General features: G+C 30.7%; 21 protein-coding genes and 2 pseudogenes. 5 read left to right on the top strand and 18 right to left on the bottom strand.

Features of this window, described 5'->3' with window-relative positions; all coding sequences use genetic code 11:
* Positions 1–215: 215 nt before the first annotated feature.
* The 3 genes and pseudogenes from mobB to QW060_RS28705 form a co-directional block, all read right to left on the bottom strand.
* A complete protein-coding gene (gene mobB / locus QW060_RS24135; protein ID WP_290365304.1) occupies positions 216–1,373 on the bottom strand; it encodes a MobB family relaxase in 1,158 nt (385 codons plus the stop codon).
* Positions 1,373–1,660: a hypothetical protein gene (locus QW060_RS24130; protein ID WP_290365303.1), complete on the bottom strand. Its 288-nt coding sequence runs from the start codon at positions 1,658–1,660 to the stop codon at positions 1,373–1,375. The genes mobB and QW060_RS24130 overlap by 1 nt, the downstream gene beginning before the upstream one ends.
* Before the next feature lie 21 nt (positions 1,661–1,681).
* Positions 1,682–1,936 (bottom strand): annotated as a pseudogene (locus QW060_RS28705) (BfmA/BtgA family mobilization protein); the annotation flags it as partial.
* Between the two features lie 332 nt (positions 1,937–2,268).
* Between QW060_RS28705 and QW060_RS24125 the strand changes: the two are divergent.
* Positions 2,269–2,421 carry a hypothetical protein gene (locus QW060_RS24125; RefSeq protein ID WP_290365208.1) on the top strand — a complete coding sequence of 51 codons (153 nt, stop codon included), beginning with the start codon at positions 2,269–2,271 and terminating at the stop codon, positions 2,419–2,421.
* Between the two features lie 102 nt (positions 2,422–2,523).
* Here the strand turns inward: QW060_RS24125 and QW060_RS24120 are convergent, their stop codons facing one another.
* The 9 genes from QW060_RS24120 to QW060_RS24080 form a co-directional block, all read right to left on the bottom strand.
* On the bottom strand, positions 2,524–5,631 hold the full coding sequence (locus QW060_RS24120) for a type I restriction endonuclease subunit R (protein ID WP_290365302.1): 3,108 nt from the start codon (positions 5,629–5,631) through the stop codon (positions 2,524–2,526).
* On the bottom strand, positions 5,624–6,814 hold the full coding sequence (locus QW060_RS24115) for an AAA family ATPase (RefSeq protein ID WP_290365301.1): 1,191 nt from the start codon (positions 6,812–6,814) through the stop codon (positions 5,624–5,626). The genes QW060_RS24120 and QW060_RS24115 overlap by 8 nt, the downstream gene beginning before the upstream one ends.
* 20 nt (positions 6,815–6,834) lie before the next feature.
* Complete coding sequence (locus QW060_RS24110; protein WP_290365300.1) at positions 6,835–8,025, bottom strand: restriction endonuclease subunit S; 1,191 nt, start codon at positions 8,023–8,025, stop codon at positions 6,835–6,837.
* Positions 8,022–9,569: a type I restriction-modification system subunit M gene (locus QW060_RS24105; RefSeq protein ID WP_290365299.1), complete on the bottom strand. Its 1,548-nt coding sequence runs from the start codon at positions 9,567–9,569 to the stop codon at positions 8,022–8,024. The genes QW060_RS24110 and QW060_RS24105 overlap by 4 nt, the downstream gene beginning before the upstream one ends.
* A 71-nt stretch (positions 9,570–9,640) precedes the next feature.
* Complete coding sequence (locus QW060_RS24100) at positions 9,641–10,039, bottom strand: hypothetical protein (protein WP_290365298.1); 399 nt, start codon at positions 10,037–10,039, stop codon at positions 9,641–9,643.
* Positions 10,040–10,237: 198 nt separating this feature from the next.
* The gene (locus QW060_RS24095; protein ID WP_290365297.1) at positions 10,238–10,804 is read right to left on the bottom strand and encodes a recombinase family protein; all 567 of its coding nucleotides are present in this window, start codon (positions 10,802–10,804) and stop codon (positions 10,238–10,240) included.
* Positions 10,805–10,929: 125 nt separating this feature from the next.
* Complete coding sequence (locus QW060_RS24090; protein WP_290365296.1) at positions 10,930–11,493, bottom strand: PIN domain-containing protein; 564 nt, start codon at positions 11,491–11,493, stop codon at positions 10,930–10,932.
* Entirely contained in the window at positions 11,483–11,938 is a 456-nt protein-coding gene (locus QW060_RS24085; RefSeq protein WP_090410424.1) for a helix-turn-helix domain-containing protein, read from the bottom strand. The genes QW060_RS24090 and QW060_RS24085 overlap by 11 nt, the downstream gene beginning before the upstream one ends.
* A 117-nt stretch (positions 11,939–12,055) precedes the next feature.
* Positions 12,056–12,511, bottom strand: a complete 456-nt coding sequence (locus tag QW060_RS24080; RefSeq protein ID WP_290365295.1) for a hypothetical protein — start codon at positions 12,509–12,511, stop codon at positions 12,056–12,058.
* Between the two features lie 45 nt (positions 12,512–12,556).
* Between QW060_RS24080 and QW060_RS24075 the strand changes: the two genes are divergently transcribed.
* Positions 12,557–13,810: a Y-family DNA polymerase gene (locus QW060_RS24075; protein ID WP_290365294.1), complete on the top strand. Its 1,254-nt coding sequence runs from the start codon at positions 12,557–12,559 to the stop codon at positions 13,808–13,810.
* Positions 13,807–14,271 carry a LexA family protein gene (locus QW060_RS24070; RefSeq protein ID WP_125019413.1) on the top strand — a complete coding sequence of 155 codons (465 nt, stop codon included), beginning with the start codon at positions 13,807–13,809 and terminating at the stop codon, positions 14,269–14,271. Before QW060_RS24075 ends, QW060_RS24070 begins: the two co-directional genes overlap by 4 nt.
* A 3-nt stretch (positions 14,272–14,274) precedes the next feature.
* Here the strand turns inward: QW060_RS24070 and QW060_RS24065 are convergent, their stop codons facing one another.
* Positions 14,275–14,613: a hypothetical protein gene (locus QW060_RS24065; protein WP_125019414.1), complete on the bottom strand. Its 339-nt coding sequence runs from the start codon at positions 14,611–14,613 to the stop codon at positions 14,275–14,277.
* A 102-nt stretch (positions 14,614–14,715) separates the two neighbouring features.
* Here QW060_RS24065 and QW060_RS24060 point away from each other — a divergent pair.
* A pseudogene (locus QW060_RS24060) lies at positions 14,716–15,596 on the top strand (IS982 family transposase).
* 305 nt (positions 15,597–15,901) lie between these two features.
* Here QW060_RS24060 and bioA read toward each other — a convergent pair.
* From bioA to QW060_RS24035, 5 genes are read right to left on the bottom strand one after another with little or no spacing between them, the layout of a single operon-like run.
* On the bottom strand, positions 15,902–17,167 hold the full coding sequence (gene bioA / locus QW060_RS24055) for an adenosylmethionine--8-amino-7-oxononanoate transaminase (RefSeq protein WP_125019415.1): 1,266 nt from the start codon (positions 17,165–17,167) through the stop codon (positions 15,902–15,904).
* A gap of 43 nt (positions 17,168–17,210) precedes the next feature.
* Positions 17,211–18,209 carry a biotin synthase BioB gene (gene bioB / locus QW060_RS24050; RefSeq protein WP_125019416.1) on the bottom strand — a complete coding sequence of 333 codons (999 nt, stop codon included), beginning with the start codon at positions 18,207–18,209 and terminating at the stop codon, positions 17,211–17,213.
* Positions 18,206–18,814: a dethiobiotin synthase gene (gene bioD / locus QW060_RS24045; protein WP_290365224.1), complete on the bottom strand. Its 609-nt coding sequence runs from the start codon at positions 18,812–18,814 to the stop codon at positions 18,206–18,208. Before bioD ends, bioB begins: the two co-directional genes overlap by 4 nt.
* Before the next feature lie 2 nt (positions 18,815–18,816).
* On the bottom strand, positions 18,817–19,974 hold the full coding sequence (locus tag QW060_RS24040; protein WP_290365223.1) for an aminotransferase class I/II-fold pyridoxal phosphate-dependent enzyme: 1,158 nt from the start codon (positions 19,972–19,974) through the stop codon (positions 18,817–18,819).
* Complete coding sequence (locus QW060_RS24035) at positions 19,916–20,542, bottom strand: hypothetical protein (RefSeq protein WP_125019419.1); 627 nt, start codon at positions 20,540–20,542, stop codon at positions 19,916–19,918. Before QW060_RS24035 ends, QW060_RS24040 begins: the two co-directional genes overlap by 59 nt.
* A 64-nt stretch (positions 20,543–20,606) precedes the next feature.
* Here QW060_RS24035 and QW060_RS24030 point away from each other — a divergent pair, with 64 nt between their 5' ends.
* Complete coding sequence (locus QW060_RS24030) at positions 20,607–22,100, top strand: aminotransferase-like domain-containing protein (protein WP_125019420.1); 1,494 nt, start codon at positions 20,607–20,609, stop codon at positions 22,098–22,100.
* Positions 22,101–22,429 lie beyond the last annotated feature (329 nt).

The raw sequence follows: 22,429 nt of genomic DNA, 5'->3' as shown, positions 1-22,429 counted from the left end.
AAAACCAAGAGAGAAATAAACAAATAATTCTTTTTAAAAAAATATAGATTAAAGGCTAATGATACCTAAAGTTATTAGAAAACCTATTAGTTTGTGTATAAAAATCCTTTTCGGAAAAATAAAATAAATCCTATTATTGAAATGACAATCATTATCAATACAATCAATTTATTTTCGGTAGTTAAATTAGAGAAATATTCCATAGCAATAGTAATTTACATTCCGTAACCTTTTTCAATAGTTTTAGCAACAGTCTTGGCAACTTTAAGTGTTAATTGTACTGGGTTGGTTGGTATTTTTAAATGAGTAGGAATATTTATTCCTAATGTCTGTGACAATTGCATTTTAATAAGATTTGAAGGATTTGAAATAGTTATTCCGGCATAATTACTCAGTTCTTTTTTAACACTGTTTGCAATCCCCTGTTTAGTTAATTCACGAATTCCTTTTGTTCTTGCCTTTTTTTTATGTGCTTCATAAGATTTCGAATAATCTCTTCTGTAATTAAAATATTGATCAAAACTTTTTTCAGCGTTTTCAAAGAATACATCCCGATTAAAACCAATTGTTTTATTTACTTGATTATTCAATTTAGAATTTTGAGAACGGTATTGAGTCATTGGAGAAAGACTTATTTTATTTCTTGAATCATTGGTATTATCATGACGAGAAACAACAATATGCACATGATAGTTAAATCCACCTTTAGGAGATCCTTCTTTAATAACATCACCAGTAAAATAATCTTTTTGTAAAGATTCTTGAAGTTTTTTTATTTCGTTTTTATCAGACGAACTATTTATTTTATCTAATATTTTTTTATTTTCGATGACATTTTTATCTCGAAAATTATACGTGCGCCTCGTCTCAACTCTACCATAATACATCAGATCATTTTCAGATAATTTTTTTCCATTAATTTCTCGATTGAAATTATTTGCATACTCTTTCATCACTTCCCGGCTGTAATTCATAAGAAGATCACGCATCATCACATCACGAGCTGCAATTAAATCTTTTTCTGATAATTTAAGTTTTTCATTAATAATTTTTTCTTCTAAAAATTGATCAACTCTTTTTATAAGATGTTTCTGTTCTAAGTAAGAAGGAGAAATATTTATCATATAAAAATTAGATTCTTTAACACCTCTTTTACCTCTATTTTCATCAATATTTTGGATAACATCTTCTTTAGAAAGGTTAATATTTTCTTGATTAAAAAAACCAATAGACTCATTATTTTCCTCTTTAAAAAATGAATCTTCTTCAACAAAGCCACGCTCTTCCTTTTCTAAATATTCAAAAATATTCGCACAAGAAGAAGCGGAAGAATTATTCACGTTTGCTTTATGTGGGGTAAAATTGATGTACATTATTTATTGATTAATTGTTTTAGTTCATTTAATCTTTCAGGTGCTATAGTTGCTTCAACTTTTGAACCCATTAAACCAGATTTAGTTGTTAAAGAATTTAAAAGTTCGTTTACTAGTGGACGTAAATTATTCAATTCATTAAAATATAAATCTCTGCTTTTTTTAACCTGCGCTAATTCAATTTTATATTTTTCCAGATCCTGTTCCGCAGGAGAATTAACTTCCAAATCTTTCTTTACTTCAGTGATTACTTCGGCTTTAAAATTGACATCACTGTTATGATACATATCATAAACTTGATTACGAATTGGGATGACAGATTCCTTCTCAATATTTCGAATTATTCTGATTACATCTTCAATTCTTTTCAAACTTTTTTCGTTTGATTTTTCAATTATATTGTGCCAATCATTCGCATAATTTCTATTCAAATCAAATTTATTTTCTACGATAAATGAAGTCATTTTTTCAACAACTTCCGCAAAAGTTTTGATGTTATAATCTTCTTTTAAACGATCAAGTTTTAACTTTGTTGAAACATCAACACGAACCACATTAGACATATGTTACACTATTTAATACAGTTAATTTACTAAATTACAGTATTATAACAAAATCTTGTTACATTTTTGTTTACAAAATTATTTATAGTGTATGTTATTTTATTGATTATCAATACAATATGATTTACGGGGCAAAATTGCCCCGTATCCTCTCGCTAAACATACACTATATCTTTAATCATTCATTTTCGGATAAACAGACTTTCTTATAAAAATGGAATTTTCACTTTTTATATAAATAAAATTATTTGTAATTTTAGAATAATATTCAAACAACATTAAATTTTTAATTAGCTATGGAAGAAAAAAATGTAAAGAAATTATCTTTAAGATTGTACAAAATTCAAATGCAGTTAGAAGCATTAAATGACCAGAAACTTAATTCAATTATCAAAGAAATTGAATCCATTGACAAAGACCTTTTGAAAGAAAATAACTTAAAGTTTCCGACAAAGATGAAGCAAGAAATTTTGGAGTTTATGTAAAAAAAATGCTTTCCAATTGGAAAGCATTTTTATTTTAGTCTGAGTAAAAGTCCGAAAAAGAGAAAATTGTTTAATATTTTTTATTATTAATTTTTTTCTAAATTACAATCTCCCTCCCACTCCTTTAAACTTATCGATAAACGCACTTATCTTATGAAAAACGGTTTGCTTCTTTGTAAGATACTGAGGATTTAGAGGACTAATTTTTGGTAAAATTGTATTTAATTCAGTACCGTTTGAAGTTGCATATTCACGTTTTAATGAAGACTCAATATAACGTTTTGTTGCTTCTTCGTTTAAGTTTTCTTCTTCAATTAATTCTGTTGCTTCTTCCTTTTGTTTTACTTGTGCATATTTAAAGAACGCATCAATAACTGAAGCTTTATCTGGAATTGAATCTAAATCTGTTTCATTAATAAAATCAACCATTAAAGATTCTTTACCTCTATTACCAATACTTGCACGAATTACACGACTTACTTCTTCTACTAATTCAACTTTATCTTTTGTTTTTTTGTTGTGTTCGAAGATTAATTCTAAGATATAATCCAAATTAATTTCCTGCGATTTTAATAAATCAATTTCAAAAACTACGTCATCCCAATCTATTTCAGAATCTTCTGGTTGTTTTCCTTCCTTTTCCTTTCGTAACCAATCACGGATGTCATTATACGTTGATCTATAATCTTGAACTGTACGCTCAGGTAACAAAACGATGTCTTGCATTACTGCAATATCTTCATCAGAAACATGGTACATTTCTTTAAAGTCTTCTACTGCTTCTGAATCATTTATATCAATTGTTTGTAAAGCTTTTAAGCTTGTGAACTCATCATAATTTTGAAGTATATTCTCGACACGAAGATATTCACCAAACAACTTAGTAAACTCTTTTTTATCCTTTTCTTTTTCAATTTGATCAGGATTTGGAAATTTCTCGTTTAGTTCATTTACAACTTCTACAAAACCTCTTCTTGCTTCTCCTGTTGAATTATCTGTAAAACCTTCTAGATATTCCTTGTAACTTTTTTCTAATACAACATTCTTTGTATTGCTATTTCCAAATAAGGTAATTGCATCAACTGTTGCTTGCTCCAAATCACGGAAAGTAACAATATTCCCAAACGTTTTGGTTGCATCAAGGATACGATTCGTACGCGAAAAAGCTTGAATCAATCCGTGAAAACGTAAGTTTTTATCAACAAATAAAGTATTCATTGCCGGAGCATCAAATCCTGTTAGAAACATTCCAACTACAATCAAAAGATCGACTTCTTTATCTTTTACTCGATTAGATAAGTCACGGTAGTAATTTTGAAATGCATCACTATCAACACCATAACTTGTTTTAAACATTTTGTTGTAGTCCTTAATAGCTTTTGTAAGAAATTCTTTCGCCGTACTGTTTAATGCAGAAGGTTCAAAAGATTCATCTAAAATTTCTCCAATAGCTGTTTGTTCTTCATTAGCTGCAAATGAAAAAATGGTTGCTATTTTTAAAGGTCTATCACTGCCGATTTGCTGACGATTTAATTCTTCATAATAGCACTTTGCCGCATCTACACTACTAACGGCAAACATGGCGTTAAATCCTGAATTTCCCCCTTTAGTTCGATGCGTTTTTATGCGATAATTCTGTAAAATATATTTTGATATTTCGCTGATTCGACCAGGATGTAAAAATGCCTTTTTTGTATCTTCAGCATTCAATTTTTTTTCATCAACCTCCATTTCAACACCCTTGAATTGAGGTTTAACGTTGTGATAATCAACTTTAAACTTTAATACCTTTTCATCTCTGATGGCATCAGTAATTACATAAGAATGCAATTCTGTTCCGAAAACACTTGCTGTAGTTTCTGCACCCAATGCGTTTGTAGGAAAAATTGGTGTTCCTGTAAATCCAAACTGATAGAATTTTTTGAACTTTTTTTGTAAGTTTTTTTGCGCTTCTCCGAATTGAGAACGGTGCGCTTCATCGAAAATAAAAACTACTTGTTTATGATAAATATCTAAATCTGCATCCCCTTTCATTAAGTTGTTTAACTTCTGAATTGTGGTAACAATGATTTTATTATCACTTTTATCAATGTTTCGTTTTAAGCCAGCAGTACTATCTGATCCATTCACACTATCAGGAGAAAACTTTTGATATTCTTTCATGGTTTGAAAGTCTAAATCCTTTCGATCCACTACAAAAAACACTTTATCAATAAAATCTAATTGAGTGGCCAAACGTGCTGCTTTAAAACTAGTTAACGTTTTACCAGATCCTGTGGTGTGCCAAATGTATCCACCGCTTTCTAATGTAGACCATTTCTTTGTTTGATAAGCACTTTTTATCTTCCATAAAATACGTTCAGTTGCTGCAATCTGATAAGGTCGCATAACCAATAATGTATCTTTTACATCAAAAACAGTATAGGTTAGTAATACATTTAAAATGGTGTTTTTTTGAAAAAAAGTTGCAGTAAAATCCTTTAAATCCTTAATTAATGAATTGTCGGCTTTCGCCCAATTCATTGTGAAATCATAGCTATTTTTGTTGCGTGACACTGTATTGGCAAAATAACGAGTATCTGTACCATTAGAAATTACAAACAGTTGTAAATACTTAAATAACGAATTTGTAGAATTAAAACTCTCTTTAGAATAACGATGTACCTGGTTAAACGCCTCACGAATAGCAACACCACGCTTTTTAAGTTCTACTTGTACCATAGGTATTCCGTTGACTAAAATGGTAACGTCATAACGATTGGCATGTGTACCTGTTTGCTCTACTTGAGATATAACTTGAACCTTGTTACGAGTAACTGATTTTTTATCTACTAAATAAATATTTTGTATACGCCCATCATCAAACACAAAATCGTAAATGTGATTATCGTGTAATTTTCGGGATTTATCGATTAGACTATCGCTTGGTTTATCCAAATACTCTACTAGGAAACGATTCCATTCGTTGTCTGAGAACACGACATTATTCAGTGCCTGCAATTCGGTGCGAACATTCGCCAGCATAGCTTCATTTGATTTTAAATGCGTTGGATTCTCATAACCAAGATTTATTAAATCTTGTATAAATTCTTTTTCAAGAGCTGTTTCTGATTGATACGCCACTGGCGCTTCATTCAGCTCATAGAACTTAGTATATTTATCTAAAACAATATAATTGTTAGTTTCTGCAATGGTGTTGAAATTAGGCATCTTGTAACTGTTGTGTTTGTGGTTGTGCTTCTACTTCAAGAAGTTCATTATATTGTAATTTAAAGTTATGTTTTGTTAATAATGATTTAAAAACTTTTATAAACATATCTTTTTCTATTTCTTGAATTACTCCCATTTCATCACCTGAATGTTTACTATGACTATATAAATTAATCAAGCGAACAGCTATGGGTACATCATTCGTATTAACATACATAGGTATTAAATCTTCCCAATGATTAAAGCCTAAATAAGTAGAGGTTTTTTCTAAAACGTTTCTAAGTAAGTTAAAGTGATACTTGTGTATATTTCTGGTAATAGCCGCTGCATTTAACTCATCTAACAAGAATATATGATAAGAAAAAGGAGAATCGTTTGAGTCATTTAAAAGATATGTCCCATCATTTAGTTTTTGTAGTCTATATCTACCAGTATTTTTCTCACGATTCAATTCATTATACAAAACATTATAAAATAATGGATTATGCGTAGAAACAATGAATTTTACATTTGTCAGCTTAGCTTTCTTAATTAAATTTGATAAATCAACTGCTAGGTCAATTAAATGATTATCATCTAATGAACTCACTGGATCATCGATAAAGATATATTCTAATTCATCGAATTTATCACTTGAACGATCTTCTCTTTCCTCATTTAAAAGATCAATTATGTGCGCAATTAAACTATAGAAAACACACCAAATAAAATTACTTTCCTCTCCCTTTGATATTTTTATGTTTGTATCGCTATTATCTCCACCGGCCAAATAATCAAAGGCAATTTCTGTAAAATCATCATTTATATTTGGGGTTATATATCTGTTAGTGTATTTCTGGAAATTAGTAATAATGTTGCCATGTTGATTCTCATCTTTTAAAAAAGATAATGCTAATTCTGTAAAATTGTTAGGATGTACTAATAATTTACGATTAGTATCTGCCTCCAAGTCATTAAACCAATAAAATAAATCTTCTGTGAATGCATTGTAATACATAAACTTTATTGGAGACTCTGGTGTTTTTTGATCCTTAGGATCTACTACCTCTTTAAATTCACGAGAAAGACGTGTTTTTCCCGTACCATTAAACGCATAAATTAATTGAGTTTTACGAAATTTCTTTCCTTCCTCTTTTGTTGCTCTTATTAATTTTTGTGCTATTTCGGTTAGTGTTTGACTCATAATAGTTAGTAGGCTATTAATTAATTTTTCAAAAAGTTTAGTAACGAGTTTCTATAATATTCGTACTGCTTGTTTCTGAGTTCTATTTCTTTTTCTAATTGCGCTACAATGTTTTTGGTGGCTTCATCGTATTGATCTAATAAACGAACAATGCGTTCTTGTTCTTCAATGGATGGAACAGGTATTAAAAAGTCATTTAATTGCTTTAAATTTAAATTAGGTTGTGCTGACCCTTTCGAGTTTGATTCTATATAACTTTTCATGAGACCCGATTTCAATAAATGAAAGATATACTTTATAACAATTGAATTATTTAATCTTATAATTGCTAATGCTTGATTAGTATTAGCGGGCAGTAATTCTCTCGGTACAATGGCACATTTCCCTATTGTTGCTCCCGCAATAGTAATTAAAATGTCGTTCTCCTGTAATATTGAGCGCTTTAATTCTTTTTGATGTGTATCTTCATCGATAAATGATAATTTTTTCCGAACTATTATAGAGCCATCAAAGGCCTCTGTTTTTATGAAAGATATTCCATTGTTTGTATATCTTTTAGGTGTTGTACCCTTTGTTATTAATTTTGATATACCCTCCAAAGTTTTCCATTCCACATCCTTACTTTCAAATCTAAACAACTGCTCACGGAAGAACTCAAATTGTTTTTTACGGGTTTGGCGTTCCGTTTCTAATTCATTTTTTAATTGGTTCGTTAAAGAAGTTAATTCATCTAAAATGCGAACAATTTCTTGTTGGATTTCAAGGGATTTTTCTGGATTATCAGGGCAAGGGATTGGGATTGGGATATTTAAAATCTTATCTTTTGAAATATTATATGGAACAGCAATTTTATTTGAAATCTCGTACAAAAAATTTTGTTTACTTATTAAAAAGTAGTACAAAAATCTTTTTAGTACTAATTCTTCGTTAATTGGAAATATAGTAAATGCTACATCGTTCGCCCAGAACTTTTCAGTTTGCCATTTTACAAATCCTGCGGTACCGTACTGAGCAATTGTTATTGAATTTTCTTCACGATTATATTCATTTACATATCCCATAAATCCTACCCCTCCAGAGACTACAGGATACTTGCCATTTTCGATTAAATCTTTTTTAGTAACACGAACACCTCTAATCATTGCTGCAACTTCATACAAAGGAATCCATTCTACATTTACTCCTTGTAACAACTCTTCTAATTTGCTCATCCTTCGATTTCTTTTACAAGGTTATCAATTGCGTTACGTAAATCTGTGATGTTTTTAGCCGTAGATTCTAATTCAGAATTTAATACGTTGATATCTATAACTTCGCGTGTATCTAAAGCTTCTACATACGTACTTACCGAAAGGTTATAATCGTTTTCTGCAATTTTTTCATTTTCAATGGTAATAGCAACGTGTTCTTTGAACTCTTTCGAATCAAACAAATCCATAATTTTATCAATATGGGTATCTTCTAACATATTGTTATTAGTTACCTTTTTGTAAAATTCCTCCCCACTGGCATCAATAAACTGCGTTTTGTACTCTGACTTGTGTTTAGATAAAACCAAAATATTTACGCCAATTGAAGTTCCAAAGAATAAATTCCCTGGTAAGCTGATAACTGTTTCAACGAAATTATTATCTACTAAATATTTTCTGATTTTTTGCTCTGCCCCACTACGGTAAAAAATACCAGGAAAACATACAATGGCTGCACGTCCTTTACTTGATAAATAATTCAACGCGTGTAATACAAAAGCAAAATCTGCTTTTGATTTAGGTGCTAAAACTCCAGCCGGTGCAAAACGATCGTCATTAATTAAAGTGGGATCATCAGATCCTACCCAATTAACTGAATACGGAGGATTAGAAACAATCGCATCGAATGGTTTATCGTCAATAAAATGTGGCTCCGTTAAAGTATCTCCTAATTGAATGTTGAATTTATCGTAATTAATGTTGTGCAAAAACATATTCATACGCGCCAAGTTATAAGTGGTATGATTGATTTCTTGACCAAAGAATCCTTCTTCAATAATGTGGTTATCGAAATGTTTTTTCGCCTGTAATAACAATGCACCAGATCCTGCCGCAGGATCATAAATTTTATTTACAGAAGTTTGCTTGTGCATTGCCAATTGCGCAATTAATTTGGAAACGTTTTGAGGAGTAAAAAACTCACCACCCGATTTTCCAGCATTAGCTGCATAGTTCGAGATTAGAAATTCATATGCATCTCCAAACAAATCAATTTGACTTTCTTCGAACTTTCCAAAGTTTAATTCTGAAACTCCATTTAAAATAGATACTAAACGCTTATTTTTTTCCTCAACCGTATTACCTAAGCGTGTACTTGTAGTATCGAAATCTGCAAATAAACCTTTGATGTCTTGTTCAGAATCATAACCATTTGCTGAGTTTTCTATATCTGTAAAAATTGCTTTTAGGTCTGTATTTAAATTATCGTTTTTACCTGCTTTCTCAACCACGTTAATAAACAATTGACTTGGATATATGAAGTATCCTTTTGTTCTAATAGCATCGTCTTTGATTTCCGGTGTAATAATGTCGTTTGCTAATTTTGGATAGTTTACACTTTCGTCACCACCCTCGATATAACTAGTAAAATTCTCACTTATGAAACGATAGAATAAAGTTCCTAACACAAAGTGTTTAAAGTCCCATCCGTCTACTGAGCCACGTACTTCGTTGGCGATTTTCCATATTTTTGCTTGTAGTTCTGCTCTTTGGGCTGTGGTTGTCATTATTTAGTTTTAGTATTTATTTGTTTTAAAGGTATAAAAAGAACATTTTGTTGTTGATTCAAATTATGGATTTATTGTAAATGCTTTCTTGAATTCAAATTATTATCTGACCATAATAGCCCAATAGGTATTTCTTTTATACTTTCTATATTTTCCGCTGTAATTGGGAAAGCATATTTATCTTGAAAAAATATAACTGTTAATGGAGAATAGTCTTCTAAATCATTAAGAACCATTAATTCTAAAATAATGGTATTTTGAGGAAAATTGTCATCGGCATTTTCACGTGGATCCATAACGTAAAATGAATCTCTATTGAAGATACTTTTAGCTTGTTCTTTAATTTCAGCCAAAATCTTATCATTTAATTCTTCACCGGGTGTACCTTCAATTAAAGTATAGTACGTTTTTTGTTGATAGATTTTAGAAATTTCAACTTCAATATTGTTGATTACAATTATGTTTTCCATAATAAAGTTATTTTTGTTAAAAATAGCAATTTAGCATGACATTATACGTCAATTACCCTTTTATGTAATTTTTATAGAAATCATTATATTACTCTACCATGATAGTGATAATCTACTTCGATGTCTAAAAAATAAAATTTTTTTATTTACAATAATACATTTGGTGGGATAATATAATTCATAGAAATATATATATATTTATATATTGCTTTTTTCTACTCTATAAAACGTTGTTTTACTTATTCCAGCTTGTTTACATGCCTTATCAATACTCATTTTTTTATTGTCGTAAAGATGCTTTGCATATTGGTATTTTTCAAGAGTTTCTTTAGAAATACCTTTAGGTCTACCTAAAGTTTCATTGCGTCTCCTTGCTCCTTCTAATCCATGTTTTGTTCTTTCGCTAATAAGATTACGTTCAAATTCTGCAACTGCACTAAAAATTTGAAGTAAAAATTTTCCATTTGCAGATTGGGTATCAAATTCTGGTTCTGTTATGGATTTAAAATGAATCTTCTTTTGATTGAAAGTTTCAATTAGATCCACCATATTTTTAAGTGACCGGAATATGCGATCATTCTTATAAACCAAAATTGTATCACCTGGTCGAGCAAATTCTAAAAGTTCTAATAAACCTTTTCGATCTTCTTTTACTCCACTCGCAATATCAGAAAATATCTTCTCACATTTACGTTGTTTTAGCAGTTCAATTTGATTTTCTAGATTCTGATCTTTTGTAGAAACTCTCGCATATCCTATAATCATAAAAAGTACTATAAAAGGTTATTTTACGAAACTAATAAAAATAACGATAAAAAGCACTAAAGGAAATAAAAAAAAGACTACTAAAAAGTAGTCCTAGAAAACGGTCGATTTTTGGTATAATTAAATTACAAAAGAGCATGTAAATAATCTGCTGTTTGATTTAATCCATTTTTTCTAAAGCTTTCTAATACTTGAAATTCATCCATTGCCGGGTTTTTGCGATTTAATACCAAATCTTTAAAAGCTTGAATGGCTATTTTTGGATTTAAATCTATAATATCCGTTAGAAAATCATCAGCGCAAACTGCCTTCAATCCAAAAGAGTCTAAATAATCATCCGGAAAATCCTTTAAATTATTCGTTACAATAATATTAGCATTTACTTTAATAGCAGCAGCTAATACATGTCTATCATCTTTATCAGGTAAATTTAAATTATCAATTAATCCTTCATAATTTAATACTAAAGCATCGGGAAATGCCAAATTTGCTACGTTAATCCGCTTCTCTGCTTGTGAAGATTCAACTCCCTTTCGAATCATTACAGATTTCCATTCATCAAAAATGATTTTACTCCATTTTGGGGTATATAAATCATAATGAGCAAACCAAAATAATAAATCTCTAATAACGATAGGAAATATTACATTGGTATCAAGAACAGCTTTGTACCTTACACTATGAATCATATAAACCTATTTCGTCATCAAAGTTCATAATATCAATGATATGCTTTTTCTGTTTTTGCTTCATTTCGTTTTTATATTTGATTACATCTTCAAATAGAATACGACGATGTCTTCCAACCATTGTAAAATCAATTTCACCTTGCTCTAAAAGTTTAACTAAATGTGGTCGTGAACAACCCAATATTTCAGCTGCTTTTTGAGTAGTTACTTCCGTTGCAATAGGGACAATAGATATTGGATTTCCTTCACTCATTGACTTTAAAATTTCACTTAAAAGTTTTAAAGCCTTAAAAGGTATTTTAATTCTGTCGTTTGTTTCTTCGATTTCTATTTCAGTATCATCTTGCTTCAATTGTGATAAAATCGAAGAAAGTGCTGAATAAGATTCAATAGCCACTCGTTGTTCTTTCTTAGTGGGTCTTTTTATATAGTCTAATGCTTCCATACTTTAAATTATTTAAACAAATTTAAACGAAATAAACGAAACAAACAAAATAAACGAAAATAAATAATTTTAAACTTCGCCTATTAGTAAATAAATAACTTGCAGAAATTGGTCTTATCAATTAAATTTTCGGGAATAATCTAATATCAAATTAGTAAGATTTTCTTTTATAAAAAAGTACGAGTCCTCTTCTAAAAATCCTAATGGGGCATAATCAATATAACGTTGACGATAATTGTTATACATTTCAAAACTATGTAAAAAGTCTAACTCTGTTTTGCGATCATTTAAATAAGAATTTAAATCAAAATAACTGTCCCGAGTTGGGGAATATGAAAAAGCTAATAATTCTCCAATACCTTCAACAAACCAATTTAATAAATCATTAATTATAAATTGTTCAGGGATTTCAAAAGTATATCCATCCGTATCATAAAAAAGATAAAAATCTGTTTGAAAACGATTATTAAAATCTTCTAAATTTTTCGCTACAATCTCAATGTTAGATATATGCTCAGGTTCTAATGAATTTCCTAAATCTAACGCTAAACAAACGACGTTTCTTGGCATCATAATAATTTAACTTTAGCACGTTTACTAATTTAATAATTTTGTAGGATGTATGCTTTAGTCGATTGTAATAATTTTTACGCAAGCTGTGAAAGGGTGTTTAAACCTCAATTACGGCATAAGCCAATTGTTGTGTTAAGCAACAACGATGGCTGTGTTGTGGCGCGTTCTAACGAAGCAAAAGCACTCGGTATTCCAATGGGAGCACCCGCTTTTGAATACAGAAAGTTATTTCAGGATAATAGTGTAAATGTATTTTCATCAAACTACGCTCTGTATGGCGATATGAGTAACCGTGTAACTCGAATCCTTAGAAAATATACACCTGATTTAGAAGTTTATTCGATAGATGAAAGCTTTTTACAATTCAAGGGATTTGAAAATTATGATTTAGTATCGTATGCAAAAGCGATACGGAAAGAAGTGCTTAAAAACACTTTAATTCCAACGTGTATTGGAATTGCGCCCACAAAAGCATTAACTAAAGTGGCCAATAGGATAGCTAAAAAATATCCGCAATTAGAAGGTGTATATGCTATAGATTCCGAAGAAAAACGGATTAAAGCTTTGCGATGGTTAGCTATTGAAGATGTATGGGGTATTGGTAGACAATTTGCTAAAAAATTAAAGGCAAAAGGAGTAAATAAAGCATTAGATTTTACAAATCTTCCTGATGAATATGTCCGAAAGGAACTTACTGTAGTTGGTTTACGACTAAAAAAGGAATTAGAAGGCATATCTGCTATGGAACTTGAAGATGTAAAAACAAAAAAGAATATTGCTACGACAAGATCTTTTGATAAAACGTATGAAGATAAAACCTATCTACAAGAGCGCATTGCTACTTTTGCAACCACCTGTGCTGAAAAATTACGCAACCAACATTCTACTTGTAGAATAGTTACTGTTTTTATTTTTACCAATAGATTTCAAACAGATAAACCACAATATTACCAATCAATCAATGTAACTATCCCCTTCCCTACTAATTCATCTATTGAGATTATTAAATATGCAAAAATTGGATTAGATGCTATTTATAAAAAAGGGTATGCCTATAAAAAAGCGGGTGTTATAGTTGGTGGAATAACACCCGAAAGTGAAAAACAATTCAATTTATTCGAAGACGAGCACCCAAAGCATCGAAAACTGATGAATGTTATGGATCAAATGAATTTTAAATATGGAGTTAAAAAATTAAAAATTGGTTCTCAAGCATTAGATAAAACATGGAAAATGAGACAAGATTTATTAAGTCCTAACTATACAACAAATTGGAATGATATACTTACCATACAATGATAACATTTAAAAAAGCACCTTATTTTGGAACTGAATTAGAAAACCTAACCATCCATGCAGAAGGAGAAAAAAAGTATGTACAAGTATGTGGTGGAGTTTGTGCTGGATTCCCATCTCCTGCAGAAGATTTTTTAAGTGATCGCATCAGTTTAGACGAACGTTATCTGTCTAAAGTAGAAAGTACATTTGTAAATCGTGTGAAAGGATTATCAATGTATCCAGAGTATTTAGAAAACGATATTATCATCATACGTTCCGACTATTACCCTACGGATGGAGATGATATAGTTGTGTCTATTAATAGTTCAGAATATACATTAAAACGATACGATAAAGCGAATAATCGCTTAGTGGCTTTGAATAGTGATTATGCAAAAAGTGTAACTATTGATGAAAGCGACGAAGTCGTGATACTTGGAGTAGTTGATGCTGTGATCAGAGATAAAAGAAAAAGAAAATAAATTTTATTCATTTGAACCAAAAAAGAAATCTAAAGCACCTTGTTTTTCTTCTGGACTAAAAATCTCATCATTCACGTTATATTTTAGAACACAATTTATAATAAATTTCCTATCTTTCAATATTTCGCCTTTCATACTTTTATAATCTGATTGGTTTAAAATACCATTAAGATTAGTATTTGTTTTTAAATAAGTTATAAGTTTTGGAGATTGCAAAAACTCAATCATATCACTGCTGATATCCGTCCAATTATTTTTTAATTCTAGATCTAAATCAGTAATACTATTTAAATAGTTATAAATCTTATTTGCAGCTATTAATTGTTCCCCAGTTATCTCCATGAAGTGACTTTTTATATTTATATACCCGTAGTGCATTATAAAAAAAGTTGCTCAAAACACTAACAATTAGTATATTGTATTGACTTACAACCAGATACAGTTATGAGTAACTTAGAAGCAAGTTACAAATTAATTTTAATCGAATTACGTAAAATAGCAGAATTTGAAAATATGTATTTCAAGCCAATAAAGCCAAAGCTATCTGATATAGAATTGATTAGCTTAATGATTTTGGCGGAATTCAAATCGATTGATTCTGAACATCAACTTTTTAGAGACATAAAAGGTTTTGAAATTGCATCCAGAATTGAGCGAAGCGTTTATAACAGAAGAAAAAGAAAACTATATCCATTTATGGAAGAAATCAGAATGAAAATGGTTGAAAAATTTAATGAGTTTGAAACCTTTTTTGTAGTAGATAGTATGCCGTTGGAGGTTTGTAAAATTTCACGCTCATCACGTAGTAAAATTTGTAAAGAAACAGATTACGCTATTCCAAATAAAGGATTTTGAGCCTCTCAAAACTTACATTTTACGGGTATAAATTACATGCTGTTTGTTCAATTAATGGTGTTTTTCAGAGCTTTGATTTATCTCCTGCTTCGGTTCATGATATTCATTATTTACAAGATATTAAATTGCAACTATCCGATTGTGTGATACTTGCCGATAAGGGCTATCTTTCTAGCACTATACAGCTAGACTTATTTAATGAGGTAAATATACAATTGGAAACGCCAAAAAGAAAAAATCAGAAAGACTACAAACCACAATTTTATCAATTTAAAAAGTTTAGAAAACGTATAGAAACCTTGTTCTCACAATTGTGTGATCAGTTTATGATTAGACGTAATTATGCTAAATCTTTTAAAGGTTTTAAAACAAGGATTCTTTCCAAAATAACCACCTTAACCACTATACAATATTTAAACAGGTTCGTGTTTGGTAGAAACATCAATAATCTGAAAATTAATTTAACTTAATAATGCACTACGGGTTAAAGTAATAAAGTTATAATTTGGATACTACCTGTAAACCTTTAGGAACTAAATAATAGACCTGAGTGTATGAAAACATTTTTAGTAACAAAATTTACAGAATGCTCTAATATTAATAAATGAATCAGACATAAAATCAATCCCTTTCTGAGTATTCAGGAGTTTTAAATGAACTTTCTCGAATAAATTTTGTTTTATATTTTAGTGGAGAAAAAAACTAAACTCTAAAAACAAAATTATTTCTAGAGTTTAAGTATGTTTAATCTTAAGACGAACTAAAGAATGTCTTATTATAAGTAATCCATTACTTCTAAAATATTCTTATAAACCAAATCTAATTCTTCAGATGTAATACAATAAGGTGGAACGAGATACATTACGTTTCCTAACGGACGCATAATAATTCCCCTTTTCAGAAATTCATTATATGAAATTTTACCTATTTCATTAAAATAAGAAGTTTGTTTATCATTTTTAATTTCCCAAGCTAAAATAGTTCCGATCAATCTTACATTTTCAACTTTTGGATGTTGTTGTAATGTTTTGGAAAAATTTAAATGCTTCTCGTATATTAATTTAATATGAGTCAAAGTATCTTCTTTCAATAATAACTCCATACTTGCCAAAGCCGCGGTACAAGCTAACGGATTTGCAGTAAAAGAATGTCCATGAAATAAGGTTTTGTATTTATCATCCGACAAAAAAGCTTCGAAAATTTCATTGGAGGAAGTAGTAATTCCCATAGGCATTGTTCCTCCAGTTAATCCTTTTGAAAAACACATAATATCTGGTTTCTCAGAAAGGTAATTGGCAGCAAATAGTTTTCCTGTTCTCCCAAATCCGGTAAAGACTTCATCTTGAATCATTAAAACTTTCTGTTCTCTGCAAATTTTCATTAATACTGATAAGTCTTCCGCTTTGTGCATCAACATTCCTGCAGCTCCCTGAATCAGAGGTTCATAAATAAAGCAAGCTATTTCTTGCGAATGATTTTGAATAATTGCTTTTAAATCATTCAAATTTTCTGAAGTCGGTGTATCCATGAAAATAACTTCGAAAAGCATTTCTCCAAACGGTTTCGTCCAAACACTTCTTCCGCTTACCGACATTGCACCAAAGGTATCGCCATGATAAGCGTCTTTAAAAGCGAGAATTTTCGTCTTTTTCTTCCCTTGATTATACCAATATTGAATACACATTTTCAAAGCTACTTCAACAGCAGTCGAACCATTATCCGAATAGAAAACTTTTTGTTGATTATCAGGTAATAAACTTAATAAATTCTCCGAAAGCTGGACAGCGGGTTCATGTGTAAATCCGGCAAAAATGACCTGCTCCAACGTATTCAACTGCTCCGAAACCTTTTGTGCTATGTACGGATGTGCATGGCCGTGAATCGTTACCCACCATGAAGAAACCGCATCAATATATCGATTCCCTTGATTATCAAAAAGATAGACTCCTTTTCCTTTTACAATAGGAATTGTATCTTCGGCAATCTTCATTTGCGTATAAGGATGCCAATTGACGTCTTTGTCGCGTTGTTGTAAACTCATTGTAGAAATTAGATTTTAGAAATTATAAAAACAAACTCTTAACTTATAATTCACAGCTTATAACTTTTTCCGATGCTCTTTTCATTGGTTTTAATCCCAATGTCTGCAACATTTGCATATCCTCCGAAACTCCTGGATTTGGGGTCACCAAAAGGGTTTCTCTTTCTCCTGTAAAGATAGAATTGGCTCCTGCCATAAAACACCACCCTTGCTCAAATTCGGTCATTTCAATTCTTCCTGCGCTGAGTCGAACCATCGATGACGGCATAATTATTCTCGCTGTAGCAATCATTCTAACCATTTCCCAAGTATTCGTTTTTTCATTATCCTGAAGCGGTGTTCCTTCGACTCTAGATAATGCATTAATCGGAACAGATTCTGGATGTTTTGGCATTGTCGATAACGTTAAAAGCATCGAAATCCTGTCTCCGTGTGTTTCTCCAAGGCCTATAATTCCCCCTGAGCAAACGGTAATTCCTGCTTTTCTGACATTGTTAATAGTATTAATTCTGTTATCGAAAGTTCTTGTTGAAATAATTTCTTCATAATATTGTTCCGAAGTATCCAAATTGTGATTGTAAGCATACAATCCTGCTTCCTGAAGACGAATTGCCTGTTCCTCGGTAAGCATTCCTAACGTACAGCAAACTTCCATTCCAAGTTCGTTTACACCCTTTACCATGTCAATAACTCTATCGAAATCACGATTGTTACGAACTTCTCGCCACGCTGCTGCCATACAAAAACGTGAGGATCCACTGTCTTTTGCTTTTTGAGCATGTGCAATCACCTGTTCCGTCGGCAGCAAAGCCTGAACTTTTATATCCGTGTGATAACGTGCCGCTTGTCCACAATAAGAGCAATCTTCGGGGCAACCACCTGTCTTAATAGATAACAATGTCGACATTTGAACTTCTTCAGGATTGTGCCATTCGCGGTGAACGCTTGCTGCTTTGTAGATTAATTCTAGTAAAGGCTGATTATAAATTTCTTCGATTTCCTCTTTGGTCCAATCATTCCTCAATTTTGTTTTATCTCTCATATCTTTTCTAATTGTTTTGTAATACTTTCTATATTTTCTTTTGTTATGTTTTCGATTTCCGGAATTCTTATAATTTTTGTTTCTGATGAAATATTTTTACAAATAATCCTTTCAGTATCTGATGGGAAGTCTCCGTTGAGAATTAAATATTGCAATGTAATTTTTCTTTGATTTAAAAGCATTATCGACAATAAAGTATGATTGATACAACCTAAATAATTTTTGACAACCAATGCCGTTGGGAGATTTAATTCTTCAATTAAATCAATAATAAATTCACTGTCATTGATTGGAACCATGAGTCCCCCAGCACCTTCTACAATAAGATTATTTTTTGTTTCAGGAAGTTTTATTTTATTTAAATCAATAGTAATTCCTTCTTCTTTTGCAGATTGATGCGGTGATGCTGCCAACTGAAAACAGTAGGTTTCTGCATGGCAAACTGTATCTTTTCCAACCCATTTTTTGACTTTCATGGTGTCTGAAAAACCGAGATCTCCAGATTGAACGGGTTTCCAATACTCTGCATTAAAATATTTTGTCAAAATTGCCGAACAAACCGTTTTACCTATTTCTGTTCCGATTCCAGTAATAAATAATTTCATTTTTAAATGTTTTGCTTAATAATATTTGTAAGCGTTATAATATCCTCTTCTTTATTAAAACTATGCAAGCAGATCCTCAATCTTTCTGTTCCTTCTTTTACCGTGGGACTGAAAACAGCATATGTCAAAAATCCACTATCAAATAGAGTTTCTTTCAAAGCTATTAATTGACGATTATTGGTAATTAAAATTGCCTGAACTGGACTATTTTCTGAAGAAATACTTTGAAGGTTATGCTTTCGAAAAATTTTAATATTTTTCTTTAATTCAACGCATAAATGTTGATTTGCTTCTAGAAAATTATATCCTTCTTTTATACTCATCCATAGAAAATCATGTGCTGAAGTTGTATAGATAAAAGAGGCTGCGAAATTAATGAGGTAAGATTTAATTACTTCATTTGTTAAAATAGATGCACCATGCGTTCCCAAAGCTTTTCCGTAAGTAATTACCGTAGCTAAAACACTATTTTGCAAATGCAATTGAGCAACCAAACCATACCCAAAAACACCAAAAGCATGCGCTTCATCGATAATCAGATGTGCTTTATATTTTTTCGTTATTTCGACAATATCCTTAACAGGAGCAATATCCCCATCCATCGAATAAAGACTTTCAATCGCCACATAACAAATCCCATTTTGTCCTTTTAAAATTAGCTCTAAATGTTCAACATCATTGTGCTTAAATTTTAATTTCTTAGCATATGACATTTTACAAGCATCATGCACAGACCGATGAATTTTTTCATCCACAATAATCGTATCATGTCGATTTGGAAGTGTTGAAAACAGAGCTAAGTTCGCATTATATCCAGAAGGGAAAAGTAAAGCTGATTCAAATTTATGTTCTTTGGCAATGAAATCTTCGACTTCGGTAACAACAGAACTATTTCCACTTATTAATCTAGAGCCTGTGCTCCCTTTTAATAATTCGGGATTTTCTAAGATTTTTTTTAATAATAAATCCTGAAATTCTTTGTTTGTAGCCAATCCTAAATAATCATTGGAATAAAAGTCGATTCCTTTCTCTTTTGGTTTTAAAATTCTTAAGATTCCGTTTTCTTTTCTTTCTTCTAAAGCTTCCTTAAAATAGAGGAAATTATTGTGCATGATTCCATTTTGAAACCTCCTTTGAAATTGCATTAACCCACTGCTCATATAAATCTTTTTCAATGGTTAAAATAACTTCTGCATGAACCTTCCAGTCTTCCGAAAATTCCTCCAATTGATTAATCATTTCTTCCAAATGTCCCTCTTCTTCTAGAATAATTGATTTCACTATAATTTTGGAAGAAACCTTAGTTAAAATATCCTGATAAATAGGGTACAATTCATCAGCACGAACTTCAATAGCATAGGTCACAAATAAATAAGCCGCATATTTCAAATCTTCTTTATTCAAATTGAAATTCTGCTGAAGATATTTACAAGCTTTAATATCTAAAGAGTGTAAGTATTGCCTCGTTGCAATGGAAGCCAAAAGTTCATTATTTTTATACGTTTTGCAGACTTCAGGACTGATTTTTAAAATTTGTTTTTTCAGATAATAAGCGTGACGATGCTCTTCTGCTGCGTGTTTAAGTTGAATTAAACTAACTTTCGTCGGATGCTCGCAAGCAGATATTTTTCTTGCTCCTGCATTTTCCATGAAAGACAGCGTATTCAGCCATTTAGCATGCATTTCATTTTGCTGAACTATTTTTTGTAAAAGGTTGTAAAAATTCATTGTTTTTATTTGTGCGACAAAATTATTATCTTTCCGGACACTATAAGGTACCATTTTAAATATCATGAGTAGTCCGGTTAATATTCCTTTTCAAAGTTTCATATCTATAGATCGAGATTCTTCTACATCTATTTACTTACAAATTACTTTTCAGTTTATCAATGCTATCCAAAGAGGTTATCTACCTACTGGTCTGAAGTTACCTGGTAGTCGGACGCTTAGTGAACTTTTAGGTGTTCACAGAAAAACCATTATAGCAGTTTATGAAGAATTGGATGCGCAAGGTTGGGTTCAAATCCATTCCAATAGAGGGACATTTATTCTAGATAAAGAACCAGAAAAGATAAAAATTAAGAGCTCAGAATCTCTACAGCTTTATTCCTATCCAAGACAAACGGGATTTAGTTTCAATAAGACTAATATTCTTGATAATCCTTACGAATATGGTGATTTTTTGTATCGATGGAATGATGGTACTCCAGATTACAGAGTCACACAAATTGAGACCTTTACTAAATTTTATTCGGCTAGCTTAAAAAGAAAACAAAATCAAAAAAAATGGGCTTATTCTAAAGAAGAAGGAAGTATCTATTTTAGAAAGCAACTGTCTAATTATCTGAATTTGACTAGAGGATTACATATTTCAGATAAAAATATTCTTATAACAAGAGGAGTTGATGCAAGTATTTATATTATATCTCAAATTTTATTAGAAAAAGGAGACAAAGTTGTTGTTGCTGAAACAAGTTACTTTGCCATTAACATGATTTTTCAAAAAAATGGAGCCCAAATCCTAACAATTCCTATAGATAAATACGGTATACAAGTTGACAAATTAAGAGAATTATGTGAGCATACAACCATTAGGGCGCTATACCTTACACCACACAATCATTATCCTACAACTGTAACTTTAAGCGGTAGTAGAAGAATGGAACTTCTTCAACTTGCTGATGAATTTGGCTTTGTTATTTTAGAAGATGATTATGACTACGAATTTCAGTATGACAAAAACACCACACTTCCAATTGCCAGTGCAGACACCAACGGTATGGTGGTGTATGTAGGTTCTTTTGGAAAAACATTGCCACCAGGATTTAGAACTGGATTTGTTGTTGCTCCAGAAAATCTAATATATGAAATGCGAAAATATCTTGGCATTATTGATCGAGAAGGAGATATTATGATGGAACAGGTATTGGGGGAGTTAATAGAAGAGGGTGAAATACATCGTCACTTAAAAAAGTCAATAAAAATTTACCAGCAGCGTCGTAATAATTTTGCAAATATTTTAAAAGAGACATTCGGTAATGATATAAACTATCAAATTCCTACTGGTGGGCTTGCCTATTGGATAGAATGGCAAAAATCAGTTAATCTACTCAAAATAAGCCAAGAATGTGTTAAATATAATTTGTTAATTCCAAGAACATTACTTTATCAAAACAAATCTATCACTGCTATGCGAATCGGTTTCGGACATCTAACAACTGAAGAAATGAAAAATAGCATAGAAATATTATCAAAAAGTATAGTAAGCATATCCACCTCTCATTAATAATATGGGAGATAAGTAGATATTTATCACATAAGTAAGTTAAGTAGAAAGGTAAGGAATTAATTTAAAAATAAAAAACATGAATGTCTATTGCCTCTTTTAGAAAAATCATTTTTGCTTTTTTATAATATACTAAAGTAGAAAAACTTATAGCGAAATTTATAAAAAATTATGGTTGTATTGAAATTTATGAAAAATCGCTGCTTAAGATAATGTAAGAGTTACACTTTTATAAAACCCTATTATGGTCCTGAAAATTGGAGTTGTACAATAGTTATGCTTATATACATGTATTTACATATGTATATATTTACATATGTATATATTTA

Source organism: Paenimyroides ceti, assembly GCF_030409925.1.
This window is presented reverse-complemented; position numbering and strand designations above follow the sequence as displayed.